This is a genomic window from Eleftheria terrae (assembly GCF_030419005.1).
GTDB lineage: Bacteria > Pseudomonadota > Gammaproteobacteria > Burkholderiales > Burkholderiaceae_C > Caldimonas > Caldimonas terrae.
In genome coordinates this window covers 3,323,814-3,342,862 of record NZ_CP106951.1, presented here as the reverse complement: position 1 = coordinate 3,342,862, position 19,049 = coordinate 3,323,814, and the positions used below count along the sequence as shown (strand labels likewise).

General features: G+C 69.7%; 16 protein-coding genes. 8 read left to right on the top strand and 8 right to left on the bottom strand.

Annotation, left to right across the window (positions count from 1 at the left end; genetic code table 11):
* The first annotated feature begins 88 nt into the window (after positions 1-88).
* From rfbD to N7L95_RS14735, 8 genes are all read left to right on the top strand, one after another.
* Positions 89-1,084 (top strand): dTDP-4-dehydrorhamnose reductase, encoded by a 996-nt coding sequence (gene rfbD / locus N7L95_RS14770; RefSeq protein ID WP_301256009.1) that lies wholly within the window; start codon positions 89-91, stop codon positions 1,082-1,084.
* Between the two features lie 61 nt (positions 1,085-1,145).
* Entirely contained in the window at positions 1,146-2,027 is an 882-nt protein-coding gene (gene rfbA, locus N7L95_RS14765) for a glucose-1-phosphate thymidylyltransferase RfbA (protein WP_301256008.1), read from the top strand.
* Complete coding sequence (rfbC, locus tag N7L95_RS14760) at positions 2,027-2,578, top strand: dTDP-4-dehydrorhamnose 3,5-epimerase (RefSeq protein WP_301256007.1); 552 nt, start codon at positions 2,027-2,029, stop codon at positions 2,576-2,578. Before rfbA ends, rfbC begins: the two co-directional genes overlap by 1 nt.
* Before the next feature lie 244 nt (positions 2,579-2,822).
* Positions 2,823-4,247: a capsule polysaccharide biogenesis protein gene (locus N7L95_RS14755; protein WP_301256006.1), complete on the top strand. Its 1,425-nt coding sequence runs from the start codon at positions 2,823-2,825 to the stop codon at positions 4,245-4,247.
* A gap of 9 nt (positions 4,248-4,256) precedes the next feature.
* The gene (locus tag N7L95_RS14750) at positions 4,257-5,039 is read left to right on the top strand and encodes an exodeoxyribonuclease III (protein ID WP_301256005.1); all 783 of its coding nucleotides are present in this window, start codon (positions 4,257-4,259) and stop codon (positions 5,037-5,039) included.
* Positions 5,040-5,165: 126 nt separating this feature from the next.
* Positions 5,166-5,825 carry a hypothetical protein gene (locus N7L95_RS14745; RefSeq protein WP_301256004.1) on the top strand — a complete coding sequence of 220 codons (660 nt, stop codon included), beginning with the start codon at positions 5,166-5,168 and terminating at the stop codon, positions 5,823-5,825.
* A 653-nt stretch (positions 5,826-6,478) separates the two neighbouring features.
* Positions 6,479-7,039, top strand: coding sequence for a hypothetical protein (locus N7L95_RS14740; RefSeq protein ID WP_301256003.1), 561 nt, complete (start codon positions 6,479-6,481; stop codon positions 7,037-7,039).
* 121 nt (positions 7,040-7,160) lie between these two features.
* Positions 7,161-7,361 carry a CsbD family protein gene (locus N7L95_RS14735; protein WP_301256002.1) on the top strand — a complete coding sequence of 67 codons (201 nt, stop codon included), beginning with the start codon at positions 7,161-7,163 and terminating at the stop codon, positions 7,359-7,361.
* Here the strand turns inward: N7L95_RS14735 and N7L95_RS14730 are convergent.
* The 8 genes from N7L95_RS14730 to uvrA form a co-directional block, all read right to left on the bottom strand.
* Positions 7,333-8,943 (bottom strand): sigma-54 interaction domain-containing protein, encoded by a 1,611-nt coding sequence (locus N7L95_RS14730; RefSeq protein ID WP_301256001.1) that lies wholly within the window; start codon positions 8,941-8,943, stop codon positions 7,333-7,335. The genes N7L95_RS14735 and N7L95_RS14730 overlap by 29 nt on opposite strands.
* Before the next feature lie 29 nt (positions 8,944-8,972).
* Positions 8,973-9,947: a branched-chain amino acid ABC transporter permease gene (locus N7L95_RS14725; RefSeq protein ID WP_301256000.1), complete on the bottom strand. Its 975-nt coding sequence runs from the start codon at positions 9,945-9,947 to the stop codon at positions 8,973-8,975.
* 11 nt (positions 9,948-9,958) lie between these two features.
* Positions 9,959-10,843, bottom strand: coding sequence for a branched-chain amino acid ABC transporter permease (locus N7L95_RS14720; protein ID WP_301255999.1), 885 nt, complete (start codon positions 10,841-10,843; stop codon positions 9,959-9,961).
* Positions 10,844-10,923: 80 nt separating this feature from the next.
* Entirely contained in the window at positions 10,924-12,126 is a 1,203-nt protein-coding gene (locus tag N7L95_RS14715) for an ABC transporter substrate-binding protein (protein ID WP_301255998.1), read from the bottom strand.
* Between the two features lie 63 nt (positions 12,127-12,189).
* A complete protein-coding gene (locus N7L95_RS14710; protein ID WP_301255997.1) occupies positions 12,190-12,936 on the bottom strand; it encodes an ABC transporter ATP-binding protein in 747 nt (248 codons plus the stop codon).
* The gene (locus N7L95_RS14705; RefSeq protein WP_301255996.1) at positions 12,936-13,718 is read right to left on the bottom strand and encodes an ABC transporter ATP-binding protein; all 783 of its coding nucleotides are present in this window, start codon (positions 13,716-13,718) and stop codon (positions 12,936-12,938) included. The genes N7L95_RS14710 and N7L95_RS14705 overlap by 1 nt, the downstream gene beginning before the upstream one ends.
* A 1,167-nt stretch (positions 13,719-14,885) precedes the next feature.
* A complete protein-coding gene (locus N7L95_RS14700) occupies positions 14,886-15,509 on the bottom strand; it encodes a 2-hydroxychromene-2-carboxylate isomerase (RefSeq protein WP_301255995.1) in 624 nt (207 codons plus the stop codon).
* 446 nt (positions 15,510-15,955) lie between these two features.
* On the bottom strand, positions 15,956-18,964 hold the full coding sequence (gene uvrA, locus N7L95_RS14695; protein ID WP_301255994.1) for an excinuclease ABC subunit UvrA: 3,009 nt from the start codon (positions 18,962-18,964) through the stop codon (positions 15,956-15,958).
* Positions 18,965-19,049 lie beyond the last annotated feature (85 nt).

The following is a 19,049-nucleotide window of genomic DNA, read 5'->3' as shown; positions in this document are numbered from 1 at the left end:
CCCGCCGGGGGCCACACCACCACAACAGGCACCGGCGGCAGCTGCGGCGCCGATAGCGGCCGCCGCCGCAGCCAACCCCCCAGCGCCCATGACATCGGCCGGCTCGCCCCCGCGGCCCGACGCTGGCGCCGCGCCCGCCGCCCATCGCCCCGCCTGGGCCGAGCCGCCCCTCGTGCTGCTCTTGGGCCGCAATGGCCAGGTCGGCTGGGAACTGCAGCGCGCCCTGGCGCCGCTCGGCCGGCTGGTGGCGCTGGACCGCGCGGGCGATCCGGCACGCGGCCTCTGCGGCGACTTGTCGCAACCCGAGGCGCTGGCGGCCACCGTGCGCCAGCTGCGGCCCGCGGTCATCGTCAATGCCGCAGCCCACACCGCCGTCGATCGGGCCGAAGCCGAACCCGAGCTGGCCGAGCTGCTCAACGCCACCGCCTGCGGCGTGCTTGCACGCGAGGCGGCCGTGATGGGTGCCTGCCTGGTGCACTACAGCACCGACTACGTCTTCGACGGCAGCGGCCAGCAGCCCCACCGCGAAGACGACGCCACCGGCCCGCTCAACGTCTACGGCCGCAGCAAGCTCGAAGGCGAGCGGCAGATCCGCGCCAGTGGTTGCCGCCACCTCATCCTGCGCACCAGCTGGGTGTACGCGGCGCGCGGCGGCAACTTCGCTCGCACCATGCTGCGGCTGGCCGCCGAGCGCGATCGCCTGTCGGTGGTGGATGACCAGTTTGGCGCGCCCACCGGTGCCGAGCTGATCGCCGACGTCACCGCCCATGCCCTGCGCCGGCTCGCCCGGCTGCCCGAGCTGGCCGGCACCTACCACCTGGCGGCCGACGGCTGCACCAGCTGGCACGGCTATGCCTGCCATGTGATCGAATGGGCCCGTGCCCACGGGCTGGCCTTGAAGGTGCCGCCCGAGGCCATTGCCGCGGTGCCGAGTTCGGCCTTTCCCACGCCGGCACGCCGGCCGCACAACTCGCGGCTGTGCACCGACAAGCTGCAAGCCGCCTTCGGCCTGCACCTGCCGCCGTGGCAGGCGGGCGTGGACCGCATGCTGGCCGAGGTGCTCGCCGGCATCCCATCGCCCTGACCCGGCCGGCCCCCATGCAAGCAGGCAAGCACCAAGACCGCAGCAAGACCACGGAGGCGCCATGACGCGCAAAGGCATCATCCTGGCCGGAGGCTCCGGCACCCGGCTGCATCCGGTGACGGTGGCCGTGAGCAAGCAGCTCATGCCCGTCTACGACAAGCCGATGATCTACTACCCGCTCAGCGTGCTGCTGCTGGCGGGCATCCGGGACATCCTGGTCATCTCCACCCCGCAGGACACGCCGCGCTTCCAGCAGCTGCTGGGCGACGGCAGCGCCTGGGGCCTGTCGCTCAGCTACGCGGTGCAGCCCAGCCCGGACGGCCTGGCGCAGGCCTTCCTGATCGGCGACCACTTCCTCGGCGGCGCACCCAGCGCCCTGGTGCTGGGCGACAACATCTTCTACGGCCACGACCTCACCGCCCGCCTGGCTGCGGCCGGCCGCCAGCCGCACGGCGCCACCGTCTTCGCCTACCCGGTGAACGACCCACAGCGCTACGGCGTGGTGGAGTTCGACCCCTCCGGCCGCGCCATCAGCATCGAGGAAAAGCCGGCGGTGCCCAAGAGCCGCTATGCCGTCACCGGCCTGTACTTCTACGACAGCCAGGTGGTGCCGATGGCCCGCAGCCTGCGCCCGAGCGCCCGCGGCGAGCTGGAGATCACCGACCTGAACCGCCTGTACCTCGACAATGGGCAGCTCGACGTCCAGCTGATGGGCCGCGGCGACGCCTGGCTGGACACCGGCACCCACGAATCGCTGCTGGCAGCCAGCCAGTTCATCCACACGCTGGAAACGCGGCAGGGCTTGAAGATCTGCTGCCCCGAGGAAATCGCCTGGCGCCAGGGCTGGATCAGTGCCGAGCAGCTCGAACGCCTGGCCGCGCCGCTGGCCAAGAGCGGCTATGGGCAATATCTGCAGCAAGTATTGAAGGAGCGCGTGTTCTGATGAATGTCATCACCACCGAACTTCCCAGCGTGCTGGTGCTGGAGCCGCGCGTCTTTGGCGACGAGCGCGGCTTCTTCATGGAAAGCTTCAACCAGCAGCGCTTCGACGAGGCCACTGGCACGGCTTACCGATTTGTGCAGGACAACCATTCCCGTTCCGCCCGCGGCGTGTTGCGCGGCCTGCATTACCAGCTGCCGCCCCATGCCCAGGGCAAGCTGGTGCGCGTGACGCAGGGCGCGGTGTTCGACGTCGCGGTGGACCTGCGCCGCGGCAGCGCCGGCTTCGGCCGCTGGGTGGGCGTCGAGCTCAGCGGCGAGAACCACCGCCAGCTCTGGATCCCCCCCGGCTGCGCGCACGGTTTCCTGGTGCTCAGCGAGAGCGCCGACTTCCTCTACAAGACCACCGGCTACTACGCCCCGCAGGCCGAGCGCTGCCTGCTCTGGAACGATGCCGACCTGGGCATCGACTGGCCCGACATCGGCCGCCCGCCGCTGCTGTCCGCCAAGGATGCGCAGGGCCGGGCTTTTGCGCAGGCAGACACCTTCGAATGACCCAAGGGCCGCGCTGCGGCCCTGAGGGCCCGGGTTTCCCCGGGGGCGCAGCCCTGTCCGTCAGGCCAGGGAATTGCAGATAGCGTGATGTCCGGCACGCAAGTGCGTCGCGCCATCAAAATGGGCGAGCATCCCTTGTCGGCAGAATCGGTGTCAGCGTTTCGCCCGCGGCGTCCAGCGGGTGCTCCGGAACCGGCGGGGCGCCTGCCAGTGCCGTGATGAGGTCCGCCAATCTGCGTAGTACATGCCGCACCCCGCCTCGTTCACCTCCCTGCTGGCGCATCACCGCACCTTGTTGTTGCAGGGCCCGATGGGGCCCTTCTTCTCGCGGCTGGCGGCCTACCTGGAGGCGCACGGGCAGAGCGTCTACAAGGTCAACTTCAACGGCGGCGACCGGTGGTTCTACCGCCGCCGGCGCGCGCAGGACTATGTCGGCCGCCCCGAAGACTGGCCGGCCTGGCTGCGCCACCTGCTGATCCTCAAGCGCATCGACGCCATCGTGCTGTTCGGCCAGGGCCGGCCCATCCATGTGGCCGCGCGCCAGGTGGCCGAAGAGCTCAAGCTCAAGGTCTATGTGTTCGAGGAAGGCTATCTGCGGCCTGACTACGTCACGCTGGAGGCCGGCGGCGTCAACGGCTATTCGCGCGTGCCGCGCGACCCGGCCTTCTACCGTGCCCTGCCGCCGCGGCGCACCTCGCCTCCCAAGCCCACGGGGCAGCACTTCACCGGCATGGCGCTGCAGGCCATCACTTACTTCCTGGCCGCGGCGCTGTGGAAGCCGCGTTTTCCGCACCAGGTCTATCACCGCTCGCTCAATCCCTTCACCGAGGGGCTGTGCTGGCTGCGTGGCGGCGTCCGCAAGCTGCTGCACGGCTGGCAACAGCGTCACCTGCTGGATCAACTGAGCGCACCCGGCCGCTCGGGGCAGTGGTTCCTGCTGCCGCTGCAGGTGCACAACGACAGCCAGATCCTGCACCACTCGCCCTATCGCAGCATCGAGGCGGTCATCGAGGACGTGATCGCGTCCTTCGCTCGGCATGCCGATCCGCAGCACTGGCTGGTCATCAAGCACCACCCGATGGACCGCGGGCACACCGACTACGGCGACTTCATCCGGCACACCGCGCTGGCCTTCAACGTCGCCGAGCGGGTGCTGTACGTGCACGACCTGCACCTGCCCACCCTGCTCAAGCACGCGCGAGGCGTGGTCACCGTCAACAGCACCACCGGCCTGCAGGCCCTGTTCCACCGCACCCCGGTCGCGGCGCTGGGGGAGTGCTTCTATGCCATCGAGGGCCTGGTGCGCCGGCCGCCGCTGGCGGCCTTCTGGCGCGACCCGGGGCGGGTCGATGCGGAGCTGTTCCAGCGCCTGCGCCACTACCTCGTGCGCCACACGCAGCTGAATGCGAGCTTCTATGCCGACACCCCCGCCCTGCGGGTGCCCTCGCTGAAGCTGGTGCGCCGCCGCGGCCCGCGCGACGAGGGGCCGGCGACGATGATCAGCCAGCCCGCCCCGCTCGCCGCGCTGCCCGAGCCCTTGCAGGCGGTGCCGGCGCGGCCGGTGCAGGAGGAGACGGCCACGCCCCAGGCCAATGACGGCGCCGCTGAAACGCCGGCTGCGCCCGGCACGCCGGGCTGGTCGCGCACGCAACCGTTCCGGCTCCAGTAAGCTCGGGGCATGCTACGTGTCATCTCCGCCAACCTGAACGGTATCCGCTCCGCCTCCACCAAGGGCTTCTTCGGCTGGCTTGCCCAGCAGCAGGCAGACGTCGTCTGCGTGCAGGAACTGAAGGCCCAGGACGGCGACCTCAACGACGCCATGCGCCAGCCCGAAGGGCTGCGTGGCTGGTTCCACTGCGCCGAGAAGAAGGGCTACAGCGGCGTCGGCCTGTATGCCCGGCGCGAGCCCGACCGGGTGGTCGAAGGCATCGGCCACGCCGGCTTCGACGCTGAGGGCCGCTACCTGCGGGCGGATTGGGGACCGCTCTCGGTGGTTTCGCTGTACCTGCCCTCCGGCTCCTCGTCCGATGAGCGGCAGCAGGCCAAGTTCCAGTTCATGGAGGCCTTCTTCCCGGTGCTGCAGGCGCTGCGGGCCGAGGGGCGCGAGATCCTGATCTGCGGTGACTGGAACATCGCCCACCAGAACATCGACCTGAAGAACTGGAAGGGCAACCAGAAGAACTCCGGCTTCCTGCCCGAGGAGCGCGCCTGGCTCACGCGGGTGTTCGACGAGGTGGGCTGGGTCGACGTCTACCGCCGGCTGCATCCCGAAGCCGGCGAAGAGGGCTACACCTGGTGGAGCAACCGCGGCCAGGCCTGGGCCAAGAACGTCGGCTGGCGCATCGACTACCAGATTGCCACGCCGGGCCTGGCAGCCACCGCCAAGCGCGCGGCCATCTTCAAGGACCAGCGCTTCTCCGACCACGCCCCGCTGACGGTCGACTACGACTTCGCCACCTGAACGCCACCCGCGGCCAGCCGGGTCGGGCCGGGGCAACATCCCCCGCAGTAATGACAGGGAATGCGCCCCATCCGCGGTGGCGTCGGTGATCATCGAAGCTCCACCCCTCACGAGGAGACAGCTTCGATGAAACCCGCAGTACTTCGTTGCGCCGCCCTGCTCGCCTGTGGCGGCCTGGCCGCCGTCTCGCATGCCGGCGAGGTCTATACCGGCATCGGCCTGCCCGGGCTGATGGTGGGGTATGCCCAGCCGCTCAACGACCGCGTCACCGTGCGTGCCGACTTTGCCACCCTGGGCAGCCGCAGCAAGGACGGCCGTGAAGAGGGCATCGAATACGACGGCAAGATCAAGTTCAGCCGGGTCGGCCTGTTCGCCGACTGGTTTCCTTTCCAGAACGGCTTTCGCTTCACCGGCGGCGTGACCTTCAACCGCATGCGGGCCGACCTCGAAGGCCGGCCCGAGGGCGGCACCATCACCATCGGCGACACCACCTACGTTGCCAGCCCGGACGACCGCTTCGACGTGCGCATCAAGTTCCCCAGCACCACGCCCTACCTCGGCATCGGCTGGGGGCACATGCCGCGCGCCGCCGGCGGCTGGGGCTTCGCCTTCGACCTCGGCGCCTCCATCGGCAAGGCCAAGGTGCGCGGCCGGGCCAGCGGCCCGCTGCTGTCGCAGACCGTGAGCCAGGAAGACATCGACCGCGAACTGGAGGAACTGCGCGACGGCGTCGGCAAGCTCAAGGCCATGCCGCAGTTGAGCGTGGGAGCGAACTACCGGTTCTGAGCCGGTCGGGTTCGGGGGCAGCCGTGCCGGTCTGCACGGTGCCCGCCATGTCGCGGCGCTGGAGCGGCGGCGTCGCCTGCCAGCGCGGACACCTTGGCGGGCGGCCAATGGCGGGGGCCGGTAGGTGCCCGCCCGGCAGCTCACCGGGGAGCGCATCGCGACGTTCTCTGGAAGCGCTCCTGCTGCCAGCCACATCGCCGCAGGACCCGCCCCGGGGCGGGCGCTTTCGCGCCCGCGGCTACGCTACGTGCCTGCCGTACCTACGGTGCCTACGGTGCCTACGGTGCCTACGGTGCCTACGGTGCCTACGGTGCCTACGGTACCTACGGTACCTACGGTACCTACGGTACCTACGGTACCTACGGTGCCGTGCTGCCGTGCTGCCGTGCTGCCGTGCTGCCGTGCTGCCGTGCTGCCGTGCTGCCGTGCCGGCTCCGCCCGGACGGCCGCGCCGCGCCAGCGTGATCCCCGTGACCGATTCTCGGCCGGCCGCGTCGCTGTAGGACTGCGCCGACATCGCATGCCGTTTCGTCCTATGCGCTGCAGTTCTTTCGTCTGTCACGTCTTCATGCGGTGGCCGCCTAAGCTTATGCGTGTCGATGCACTGCAGCATCGGCTGAGATGAACCCATTGGACGCAGGAGGAAAGAGAATATGAACCGTGCACAACAACCCGCCCGCATCGCTCACGCTGTTGCAGCCCTGCTGGGTGCTCTTGCGCTGAGCACCGCCGCGCACGCCACCGGCGACAAGACGGTCTATGACCAGGCCCGCGCCACCGCCAAGGCCACCTATGACACCGCGCGCAAGCAATGCGATGCGCAGTCCGGCAATGCCAAGGACATCTGCGTGGCTGAGGCGAAGGCCGCCCGCACCAAGGCCGAAGCCGAGGCGGAAGCCAGCTACAAGGGCACGGTGAAGGCGCGCCAGGAAGCCGCAGAGGACATGGCCGAAGCGCAGTACGAAGTCGCCAAGGAACGCTGCGACGACCAGACCGGCAATGCCAAGGACGTGTGCAAGAAGGAAGCCAAGGCCACCATGGAAAAGGCCAAGGTCGATGCCAAGGCCCAGCGTGAGGTGAACGACACCCGCAAGGAAGCCATGGAAGACAAGCGCGACGCGCAGTACGACGCCGATGCCGAGAAGTGCGACACCCTGAGCGGCAACGCCAAGGATGCGTGCGTGGATCGTGCCAAGCGCATGAACAAGCAGTGATCGTCGCGATCGGCCGGCCCTTGCGGGCCGGCTGGCGCGAGGAGGCAGGCCGGAGGGCCCGGTCCAGTGCACCCGGTGCCGGCCTGCCGCATCAATTCAACCGCAACGCAAGGAGCGCGAGATGAACTGGGATCGAATCGAAGGCAATTGGCATCAGCTCAAAGGCAAGGCCATCGAGCAGTGGGGCAAGCTCACTGACGACGACTTCGACCGCCTGGATGGCCAGCGCGAGCAACTGGTCGGTCGCATCCAGGAGGCCTACGGCCTGTCGCGCGATGAAGCCGACCGGCAGGTCAGGGAGTGGTCGGATCGCCTGAACTGAGGCCCTCGTCCGGCGCCTCCTCTTCCGCTGGCGCGGAGGTGGTTGCCGCCGGTGCACCGCCGGCCGGCGGTGTCGAGGACAGCAAGCGCCAGCGGCCAAGCTGATAGGCAGCCATCTTGCGATAAAGCGTGGCCCGACCCATGCCAAGCCGCTTGGCGGCCGCGGCCACGCTGCGGCTCTCCGACAGCGCCTGCTCGATCAGCTGGCGCTCATAGTGACTCATTGCCACCGCATACCCCTGGGCCGCCGGGCAGCCGGCGCCCGTGGGCGGGCCGATCACCGGTGCCGGCGGCGGCTGCCACAGGGTGGCGGCGTCGGCCGCGTCCGCGGCATGCAGCGCCAGGTGCACGGTGGCGGCGGACAGCACCGCGGAATCGGACAGCACCATGCTGCGCTCCAGCACGTTGCGCAGCTCGCGGATATTGCCGGGCCACCGGTGCCGCGCCAGCAGGGCCAGCGCGTCGCTGTCCAGGGTGCAGATGCGGCCGCCCTGCTGCTCCGCCAGGCTGTCGAGGATGGCTTCGCACAGCGCCTCCAGGTCCTCGATCCGCTCGCGCAGGGGCGGCACCGCGATGGACAGGACGTCGAGGCGGTAGTAGAGGTCGGCCCGGAAGGCGCCGCTGGCCACCAGCTCGCCCAGCGGCCGCGACGTGGCCGCGATGATGCGCACATCCGCACTCACCACCTCGTTGGAGCCGAGCGGCTCGAATTCCTTCTCTTGCAGCACCCGCAGCAGCTTCGACTGCAGAGGCAAGGGCATGTCGCCGACCTCGTCCAGGAAGAGCGTGCCGCCGCGTGCCACCTGCAGCTTGCCCTGGCGCTCGCGCCGGTCGGCGCCGGTGTAGGCGCCGGGTGCCACACCGAACAGCTCGGCCTCCAGCAGGGCGTCGGGGATGGCGGCCATGCTGAGCGAGACGAAGGGACGATGCGCCCGCGGCGACGCGGCGTGAATGGCGTGCGCCAGCAACTCCTTGCCGGTGCCCGTCTCGCCGAGCAGCAGCACCGGTGAATGGGTCGAGGCGGCACGCCGCGCGGTGCGCTTGAGCTCGAGCGCGGCGGGCGACATGCCGACGAAGTTCGAGAAGCTGTACTTCGCCTGCCGGGGCGCGGGGCGCGCCTTGCGGGCCGCTGCAAGCTCTTCCTGCAGGCTGAGGAAGCGCGAGACCAGCGGCGACAGCGACGTCCATTCGTCGAACAGCGCAAAGCCGACTGCCCCCACCACACTGCCGTCTTCGCCTTTCAGCGGCAGGCGCGTCACCACCAAGGGATGGCCCGGGGCGTCGAGGATGTCGAGCAGGATGGGCTGGCCACTGGCCACCACCTCGCGCATGCGGCTGTGCGGAATCACCTCCTCGCAGGGCCGCCCGAGCGCCTCGGTGGGGTGCGCCAGCCCGAAGCGGCGCGCATGGCGCTCGCTGATCCAGGCGATGCGCGCCTCGCGGTCCACCACCAGGGTGCCTTCGCTGGCGCGCTCGAAGGCACGGAACAAGGTTTGTACCGACGAGGCCCGCAACGCCGGCAAGTCGTTCAGTCGAGCGACGCCGGCGGCCGCCGCCCAGATGTCAGAATCGTCCGCATTCATCTGCCTGTCTCCCGACCAGGGCTGCCGACTCACGCCCTCCGGGCCGGCAGCCGGTGAACGATTTCGCCCATGATGCCGCGCCTGAAGGCGAGCACACAGACGATGAAGATGACGCCGGTGACCGTGCCCACCGACTCACCCAGGGCGTGAAAAGCCTCCAGGCCGCTCAGGCGGGCCAGTGCCTCGCCGAGCTCGCCCAGCTTGTTCTCCAGCACCACCACGACCAGTGCCCCGACCAGCGGGCCGCTCAGGGTGCCCAGCCCGCCCACCAGCGTCATGAGGATGACCAGGCCCGACATCGACCAGTGCACGTCCGTCAGGGTCTCGAAGCCCATCACCAGGACCTTCAGCGAACCGGCCAGCCCGGCCAGCGCGGCCGAGAGCACGAACGCAAGCAGCCGGAAGCGCCGGGTGTCGTAGCCGAGCGAAAGCGCGCGTGGTTCGTTCTCGCGCACCGCACGCAACACCTGGCCGAACGGTGAGCGCACGATGCGCTCGATCAGCAGGAAGGCCGCCGTCACGATCAGCAGCACCACTGGGTAGAGGACGCGGTCGTCGCTCAGATCGAGCAGGCCCAGCAGGTGCCCGCGCGGTACGCCCTGCAGGCCGTCCTCGCCGCCCGTGAGCGGCGACTGCAGGCAGAAGAAGTACACCATCTGCGCCAGCGCGAGCGTGATCATCGAGAAGTAGATGCCTTCGCGGCGGATGGCGAGCGCCCCCATCACCGCGCCGAGCAGGGCCGCCGAGGCGGTACCGGCCAGCAGGCCCAGCTCCGGGGTCCAGCCCCAGGCCTTCAGTGCATGGGCACAGACATAGCCTGCCCCGCCGAAGAACGCCGCATGGCCGAATGACAGCAGGCCGGTGAAGCCGAGCAGCAGGTTGAACGCGCAGGCGAACAGTCCGAAGCACAGCAGCTTGAGCACGAACACCGGGTAGGCGCCCAGCCAGGGTGCGGCCAGCAGGCCGCCCAGCAGCAGGGCATAGAGGATCTTGCGGGAAGGCATCCGTTCCTCCTTCAGCGCAGCCGCCCGAACAGGCCCGCAGGGCGCACGAGCAGCACGATGACCATGATGAAAAAGACCACCGTTGCGGAGGCCTCCGGATAGAACACGCGCGTCAGCCCCTCGATGACACCCAGGGCCAGGCCGGTGACGATGGAGCCCAGGATGGAGCCCATGCCGCCGATCACCACCACCGCGAACACGACGATGATCAGGTTCTGCCCCATCAGTGGCGAGACCTGCATCACCGGCGCCGCCAGCACCCCGGCGAAGGCCGCCAGCGCGACGCCGCCGCCGTAGGTGAGCGTGACCATCAGCGGCAGGTTCACGCCAAAGGCCTCCACCAGCCGCGGGTTCTCGGTGCCGGCGCGCAGCAGCGCGCCCAGGCGCGTCCGCTCGATCAGGTACCAGGTGGCGATGCAGGCCGTGAGCGAGGCCAGCACGACCCACGCGCGGTAGACCGGCAACACCATGAAGCCGAGGTCCAGCGCACCGGTCAGTGCCTCCGGCGCCTCGTAGGGCAGGCCCGAGACGCCGTAGCGGGCGCGGAACACGCCTTCCAGCACCATCGCGATGCCCAGCGTCAGCAGCAGGCCGTACAGCGGGTCGAGCCGGTAGGTCCATTGCAGCAGGAGCCGCTCGATCAGCATGCCGCCCAGGCCCACCGCGAGCGGGGCCAGCACCAGCATGCTCCAGTAGCCGAGGCCCAGGCTGTCCAGGCCCACCCAGGCCAGCACTGCGCCCAGCATGAACAGCGCGCCGTGGGCGAAGTTGATGACGTTGAGCAGGCCGAAGATCACGGCCAGGCCCAGGCTGAGCACCGCGTAGAACGAGCCGTTCACCAAACCCAGCAGCAGCTGGCTCAGCAGGGCGGGCAGGGGGACACCGAAGATTTCCATGACAGCAAGGCACGGGGGTGGAGGCCGGCCGCCGGCCCATGTGCGTCGGGGACGCGCGATGCCGGGGCCGGGGAAGGGGCTCAGCGCTTGAGCAAGGCGCACTTTGATTCCGCAGGCGTGGCAAAGACCTGCTCGCCCGGCATCGTGGCGACCACCTTCAGCAGATCCCAGGGGCCCTTCGATTCAGCCGGGGCCTTGGCCTGCAGCAGGTACATGTCGTGCACGAAGCGGCCGTCGGCCCGGATGCGGCCCTTGGCGTAGAAGTCGTCGATGGGCGTCTTCTTCAGCTCGGCCATCACCTTGTCGGGATCGTCGGTGCCGGCCGCCTTCACCGCGTTGAGGTAGGCGGTCACGGCCGAGTAGTCACCGGCCTGGGGGCTGCTCGGCATCTTCTTCGTGCGGGCCTGGAAGCGCTGCGCGAACTGCCGCGTCTTGTCGTTGAGGTCCCAGTACCAGCTGTCGGTCAGCAGCAGGCCCTGCGCGGTGGGCAGGCCCAGGCTGTGCACGTCGGTCAGGAAGACCAGCAGGCCGACCATCTTCATGTTCTTGGCAATGCCGAACTCACGCGCCGACTTCACGGCGCTGATGAAGTCGCCGCCCGCATTGGCGAAACCCAGCACCTGGGCCTTGGAGGCCTGCGCCTGCAGCAGGAAGGAAGAGAAGTCGGAGGCGTTCAGCGGGTGCCTGACCGAGCCCGCCACGCTGCCGCCCCGGGCCTTCACCACCGCGCCGGTGTCGACCTCCAGCGAATGGCCGAAGGCATAGTCGGCCGTCAGGAAGAACCAGGACTTGCCGCCCTGTGCCAGGATGGCCGAGGCGGTGCCCTTGGACAGCGCGATGGTGTCGTAGGCATAGTGCACCGTGTAGGGCGTGCACTCCTCGTTGGTGAGCCGGGAGGAGCCGGCGCCCACGTTGATGTAGACCCGCTTCTTGCCGGCGGCCACCCCGCTGACGGCCAGCGCGGTGCCGGAGTTGGTGCCGCCCAGCACGAGGTCGGTGCCCTGGTCGTACCACTCGCGCGCCTTGGCCGCGGCGATGTCCGCCTTGTTCTGGTGATCGGCCGAGACGAACTCGATCGGCTTGCCCAGCACCTTGCCGCCGAAGTCCTCGATGGCCATGCGCACCGCTTCCGCGCCGTGCTTGCCGTCGAAGTCGGCATACAGGCTCGACATGTCGGTGATGAAGCCGATCTTGACGGTGTCCCCGCTGACCTGGGCGCCGGCATGGGGCAGCCCCAGTGCCAGCAGGACTGCCGCCGCCACGGTGGCCTTGCTGTAGTTCATCAACACTCTCCTGTGTGGCGGCCACGGCCGCCGGTTCTGCGCTTCATCCCGCGACCGCGGGCCTCATACGCCCAGCAGCTCGTGCAGCATGGGCAACTTGTCTTGCAGCCGCTCGGCGCTGAAGGCCTCGACGATGCGGCCGTGCTCCATCACGCACAGCCGGTCGGCCAGCGGCGCGGCGAAGCGGAAGTTCTGTTCCACCATCACGATCGTGTAGCCGCGCGCTTTCAGGGTGCGGATGGTCTGCGCCAGGGTCTGCACGATGACCGGTGCCAGGCCTTCGGAGATCTCGTCGAGCAGCAGCAGGTCGGCGCCGGTGCGCAGGATGCGGGCCAGCGCCAGCATCTGTTGCTCGCCGCCGGACAGCCGGGTGCCCTGGCTCCGACGACGCTCGCGCAGGTTGGGGAACAGGTGGTAGATCTCGTCGACCGTCATGCCGGGGCCCTTGCCGGGCAAGGGCGGCGGCAGCATCAGGTTTTCCTCGCAAGAAAGGCTGGCGAAGATGCCGCGCTCCTCGGGGCAATAGGCCACGCCGTGGCGCGCAATGCGGTGGGTGCGCAGGTCGACCGTTTCAACGCCGTGCACCCGTACCGAGCCGCGGCGGTGTCCGGTGAGGCCCATCACCGCGCGCAGCGTGGTGGTGCGGCCGGCGCCGTTGCGGCCCAGCAGCGTGACCACTTCGCCCGGCTGCACCAGCAGGTCCACCCCATGCAGGATGTGGGACTCGCCGTACCAGGCGTGCAGGCCCCGGATCTCCAGTGCCGGCGTGCTGGCGATGGCGGGCGGTGGCGACAGTTCGCTGGCAGCCATCAGTGGGCTCCTGCCAGCGCGGCGTCGGCACTGCCCATGTAGGCCTCGATCACCGCCGGGTTGCGCGACACCTCGGCATACGGGCCTTCAGCCAGGATGGTGCCGCGCTGCAGCACCGTGATGGTGTCGGCGATGGACGCCACCACGTTCATGTTGTGCTCCACCATCAGCACCGTGCGCCCGGCGCTGACCTTGCGGATGAGCCGGGTCACGCGCTCGACGTCCTCGTGGCCCATGCCCTGGGTCGGCTCGTCGAGCAGCATCAGCGTTGGCTCCATGGCCAGGGTGGTGGCGATCTCCAGCGCGCGCTTGCGGCCATAGGGCAGCTGCACCGCGCTGAGGCCGGCGTACTCGCCGAGGCCGACTTCCTCGAGCAGCTGCATCGCGCGGTCATCGAGCTGGGTCAGGGTGGCCTCGCTCCTCCAGAAGTGCATCGCGGTGCCGAGCCGGCGTTGCAGGGCCACCCGCACGTTCTCGAGCACGCTGAGGTGGGCGAACACCGCCGAGATCTGGAACGAGCGCACCATGCCGCGCCGCGCCACCTGGGCCGGCCCCTCGCGGGTGATGTCGCGCCCGTCGAAGACGATGCTGCCGGCGCTCGGCTCGACGAACTTGGTGAGCAGGTTGAAGCAGGTCGTCTTGCCCGCGCCATTGGGGCCAATGAGGGCATGGATGGTGCCGCGGCGCACCTCCAGATCGACCCGGTCCACCGCGGTGAAGCCCTTGAACTGCTTGCTCAAGCCGCGGGCCACCAATACCGCGGGCGCTGCACCGGCCGTCATCGGGCGAGGCCGGCGGCCGGCTTGCGGTCGCGCTGCACAGGCAGGAGGGCGAAGCAAGCGCCGCGGGCCCGGCCGTCGCCAGTGCGGGACTGGCCGCGGACGGGGCGGCGCGATGCCGTGGGGCGAGAGACTGAGCAGGCAGCAGCGGCCATCAGGCCGGCCGCAAAGGCACCTGGTTCGATCACGACACGGGTCTCCTGAGGTGTGTTGTCCCGCCGGCCCAAGCCGGCCGGCATTGGGCCCTTAAGCGCAAGCTGCATGCCACACACCGCCGGCACGTCCAAGCGCTTGTCTCGCAAGGAAAAGTGCGGCGGACAGGGGTTAACCCGCTCTGTCTCAAATTCTGGAAAGTGTCTGGCGGACGAGCAGGGTTGGTCCGGGGGATGTATTGATCCCGGACATAACGATGGCCGCTTGGGAGACGACCGATCGGCTGAGGCACACCGCCTTCCAGCCGGCTGCTGCGAACGGCGCGAACGTGCGCACGGCTGACAGTGGCGAGCCCCGGCGCCACTGCGAACCATGCATCACTGCCGTCCTGTCCAGCCGCGTTCCACCGTCCCGCCCTCGGCAAGCCAGCCTCCCTGCCGCGCGGGCCGACGCAAGGCATGCACGGCCTGGCGCAACAGGCGGCTTGAGATGTCGCGCGGGCGGGTGCTGGGTGCCGTGCTCGCGGCCCGACCGGCGCCTGTGCGGTGCGGCAGTGCTGCGGCGGAGCAGCAGCGACTTCTTCCTGTCTTCAGGCAGCGATGCACCGGCCCCGGTGCTGGCGCCTTCCATGAGCGGGCAGGTGCTCGCCATGGCGGCCGTGCTGGCTGGATGCGCCCTGGCAGTGCTGGGCCGCAGGCGGTGGCGGCTGTTGGCGCTGCTGCTGACGGGATGGGCGCTCGCGCTGGCGAGCCACCGGGGGGGGTGGACAGCCGCCACCACACACTGCGTGAGGTGGGGGGCTGCTTCCCCTGCAGTCGCTGCCGCTGGATGCCGGGGCCGGCGTGGCAGGCCTGCGCTGCAGGCGCTATCCGGGTCTCAGGGCGGGTCTCAGCGTGTCAGCGTCGGCCTCGGCCTCGGCCTCGGGCGACGTGTCGCTGTGGCTGGTCGAGGGCTTCGGCCCGCTGGCGCTGCAGGGCAGCCGAGCGCCCGATCCGGTGTGCTGATGCGGCGGACGGCTCAGCGCGCCGCGGCTGCCGCCTGGCGCAGGCGGCGCTCCACGAAGTCGAGCCGGTCCTGGCCCCAGAACAGCTCGCCCTCGACCACATAGCTCGGTGCACCGAACACGCCGGCGCGGATGGCTTGCTCGGTATTGGCTTCATAGCGCTCGTGGGCGGCCTGGCTGTGCGAGTCGTCGAGGCGCTGCTGGGCCGGCAGCCCGTGCCGCTCCAGCAGCATCAGCAGCACGGCCTCGTCGGCGATGTTCAGCTCCTCGGCCCACACCGCGCGCTGCACTGCGCCGGCGATCGTCATGGCGGCTTCGCTGCCGTCCTTCATCTCGACGGCGGCGATCAGGCGGGCCGCTTCGTCGCTGTTGACCGGGAAGTAGCGCGGCTCCACGTTCATCGGCAGGCCGAGGTAATCACTCCAGCGGCGCAGCTCGATCAGCCGGTAGGCCTGCCGCTGCGGCGCCCGCTTGGACAGCGGGAGTCCGCCCGACACCGGGAACACACGACCACCCAGATCCACCGGCAGCACCCGCACTTGCGCGCCGGTCTCGCGCACCAGGTCCCACAGGCGCTGGTGCCCCAGGTAGGCATATGGGGACTGCGGCGCGAAGTAGTAGTCGACGGTCAGGCTCACGGGCTTCCTCCTTGGTTGCGGCGCAGTCTAGCGTGCGCAAAAAATCGCCGGTGGCGTCCCGGCGTGCCCCTTCGCGGCGCAGGGGAGTGGGCGGCATGGCCGGCCTTTTCGCGCGAGCTGTGCCATGCAGGTGGCGGCGGGTCCGGGGCAGCGCGACGACACGGCCGAGCCGTCGGCGAGACCGGTGGAGTGCAGGCAGGGGAGGGGGCCGAGGCGCTTCATCGAGCGGCTGGAAAAGAGAAGGCTCGCCAGCACCACTGAAGCCGCCGGCGAGCCATAAAGGCGTCCTCGCATAGGTGAGGGAGGGGGTGAGGGGAGCGAGGACGCGGCGGCAGTTTAAAGGCCTGTGGGCACCTCGCGGCAGGTGTTTCAAAGCGAGACACTTCCTTCGCCGAAGCCGCTGGCGATGCGGTAAAGCGGCCGGCGGGACCGGCCGGCCGCTTTCGTCACAACAGCGGCTTGAGGTAGCGGCCGGTGTAGCTGTCAGGGTGGGCGGCGATCGCTTCCGGCGTGCCGAGGGCCACCACCGTGCCGCCGCCGGCGCCGCCTTCGGGGCCCATGTCGATGACCCAGTCGGCCGTCTTGATGACGTCCAGGTTGTGCTCGATCACGACGATGGTGTTGCCGTGGTCGCGCAGCTGGTGGAGCACCTGCAGCAGCAGCTGGATGTCGGCGAAGTGCAGGCCGGTGGTGGGCTCGTCGAGGATGTAGAGCGTGCGGCCGGTGTCGCGCTTGCTCAGCTCCAGCGCGAGCTTGACCCGCTGCGCCTCGCCGCCGGACAGCGTGGTGGCGCTCTGCCCCAGGCTGATGTAGCCCAGGCCGACGTCCAGCAGCGTCTGCAGCTTGCGCGCGATGGTCGGCACGGCGCTGAAGAAGTCGCGGCCTTCCTCCACCGTCATGTCGAGCACCTCGCTGATGTTGCGGCCCTTGTAGAGCACCTCCAGCGTCTCGCGGTTGTAGCGCTTGCCGTGGCAGACGTCGCAGGGCACGTAGACGTCGGGCAGGAAGTGCATCTCGACCTTCAGCACGCCATCACCCTGGCAAGCTTCACAGCGCCCGCCGGCCACGTTGAAGCTGAAGCGCCCGGCGCCATAGCCGCGCTCGCGGGCGGTGGGCACCTCGGCGAACAGCTCGCGGATCGGCGTGAACAGCCCGGTGTAGGTGGCCGGGTTGGAGCGCGGCGTGCGGCCGATGGGCGACTGGTCGACGTTGATGATCTTGTCGAAGGCGTCCAGGCCTTCGATGTCGTCATGCGGCGCCGGCTCGGCATGGCTCTGGTAGAGCTTGCGGGCCATCGCCGTATAGAGGGTGTCGTTGACCAGGGTGGACTTGCCGGAGCCGGAGACGCCGGTCACGCAGGTGAGCAGCCCGACGGGGATGTCCACCGTGACGCCCTTGAGGTTGTTGCCGCGGGCATTGACGATGCGCAGGCGGCGGGCCGCGTCGCCCTCGTCCGGCGCATGCCGCTTCTTGGGCACGCCGATGCGCAGCCGCCGGGCCAGGTACTGGCCGGTCAGCGAGTCCTCGCAGGCCGCCACCTCGTCGGGCGTGCCCTGCACCAGCACGCGCCCGCCGTGTACACCGGCGCCGGGGCCCATGTCCACCACATGGTCGGCCGCACGGATCATGTCTTCGTCGTGCTCCACGACCAGCACCGAGTTGCCCAGGTCGCGCAGGTGGCGCAGCGTGCCGATCAGGCGATCGTTGTCGCGCTGGTGCAGGCCGATGCTGGGCTCGTCGAGCACGTACATCACGCCGGTCAGGCCCGAGCCGATCTGCGAGGCCAGCCGGATGCGCTGCGCTTCGCCGCCAGAGAGCGTGTCGGCACTGCGGTCGAGGCTGAGGTAGTCCAGGCCGACGTTGTTCAGGAAGCTCAGCCGCGCGCGGATCTCGCGCACCACCTTGTCGGCGATCTCGGCCTTGGCGCCCTTGAGGGTCAGCTGCTCGAAGGTCTGCAGCGCCTCGCGCAGGGTGGCATGCGAGATCTCGTAGATCGGGCGGGCCGCACCGCTGCCGGCATCCACCAGCTTGACGTTGCGCGCCTCGCGGCGCAGCCGGGTGCCGTGGCAGTCGGGGCAGGGCTTGGCGTTCTGGTAGCGCACCAGCTCCTCGCGCACGGCCACCGAGTCGGTCTCGCGCATGCGGCGCTCGAAGTTGGGGATCACGCCTTCGAACGGGTGCGAGCGCTTCACCGTGCGCTTGCGCCCGCCGGTGCCCTCGGCCTGGTAGACGAACTCGATCTCTTCCTCGCCGGAGCCGCGCAGCAGCACCTGCTGGGCCTGGGGTGGCAGTTCCTCCCAGGGCAGGTCGATGTCGAAGCCGTAGTGCCGCGCCACGCTTTCCAGCATCGAGAAGGTGTAGCCGTTGCGGCGGTCCCAGCCCTTGATGGCGCCGCTGGCCAGGCTCAGCGACGGGAAGGCCACCACCCGCTCCGGGTCGAACACCGTCACCTCGCCCAGGCCGTCGCAGGACGGGCAGGCGCCCACCGGCGAGTTGAAGGAAAACAGCCGCGGCTCCAGCTCGGCCAGCGAGTAGCTGCACACCGGGCAGGCGAACTTGCTGGAGAACAGGTGCTCGCGGCCGCTGTCCATCTCCAGTGCCAGGGCGCGCCCGTCGGCAATGCGCAGGGCGGCCTCGAAGCTTTCGGCCAGCCGCTGCTTCACGTCGGCGCGCACCTTCAGGCGGTCGACCACGATGTCGATGTCGTGCTTCTCGGTCTTCTTGAGCTTGGGCACCTCGGTGGCTTCGTAGATGGTGCCGTCGATGCGGAAGCGCACATAGCCCTGCGCCTGCATGTCCTGGAACAGCTCGGCATGCTCGCCCTTGCGGTCGCGCATCACCGGCGCCAGCACCATCAGCTTGGTGTCCTCGGGCAGCGCCACGGCGGCGTCCACCATCTGGCTCACGCTCTGCGCTTCCAGGGGCAGCTGGTGTTCCGGGCAGAACGGCGTGCCGGCGCGCGCGTACAGCAGCCGCAGGTAGTCGTGGATCTCGGTGACGGTGCCGACGGTGGAGCGCGGGTTGTGGCTGGTCGCCTTCTGCTCGATGGAGATGGCCGGCGACAGGCCCTCGATCACGTCGACGTCCGGCTTGTCCATCAGCTGCAGGAACTGCCGCGCATAGGCCGACAGGCTCTCGACATAGCGGCGCTGGCCCTCGGCATACAGCGTGTCGAAGGCCAGCGAGGACTTGCCGGAGCCGGACAGGCCGGTGATCACCACCAGCTGGTGGCGCGGCAGGTCGAGGTCGATGTTCTTGAGGTTGTGGGTGCGTGCGCCCCGCACCCGGATCAGCGGGCCTTCCGGCGCCCGGGCCGCCGGGCGGGCCGGCTCCGGTGGGGCGGCCGTGGCCGCGGCCGGACTGCCGGGGGGGCGGCTGGCCGTGGCGGCGGCCGTCGAAGCGGGCTCGGCAGCGGAGGGCGAGGCGGGTTTGCGCTTGGAAGGACGCTCGGGCATGACTCTGGCCGTGAACGGAAAACCCACCATCATAGTGGGCGACCCTGTCGGCTGCTGTCAGGGGCGGTGGCCCGGCGCTGTCCCG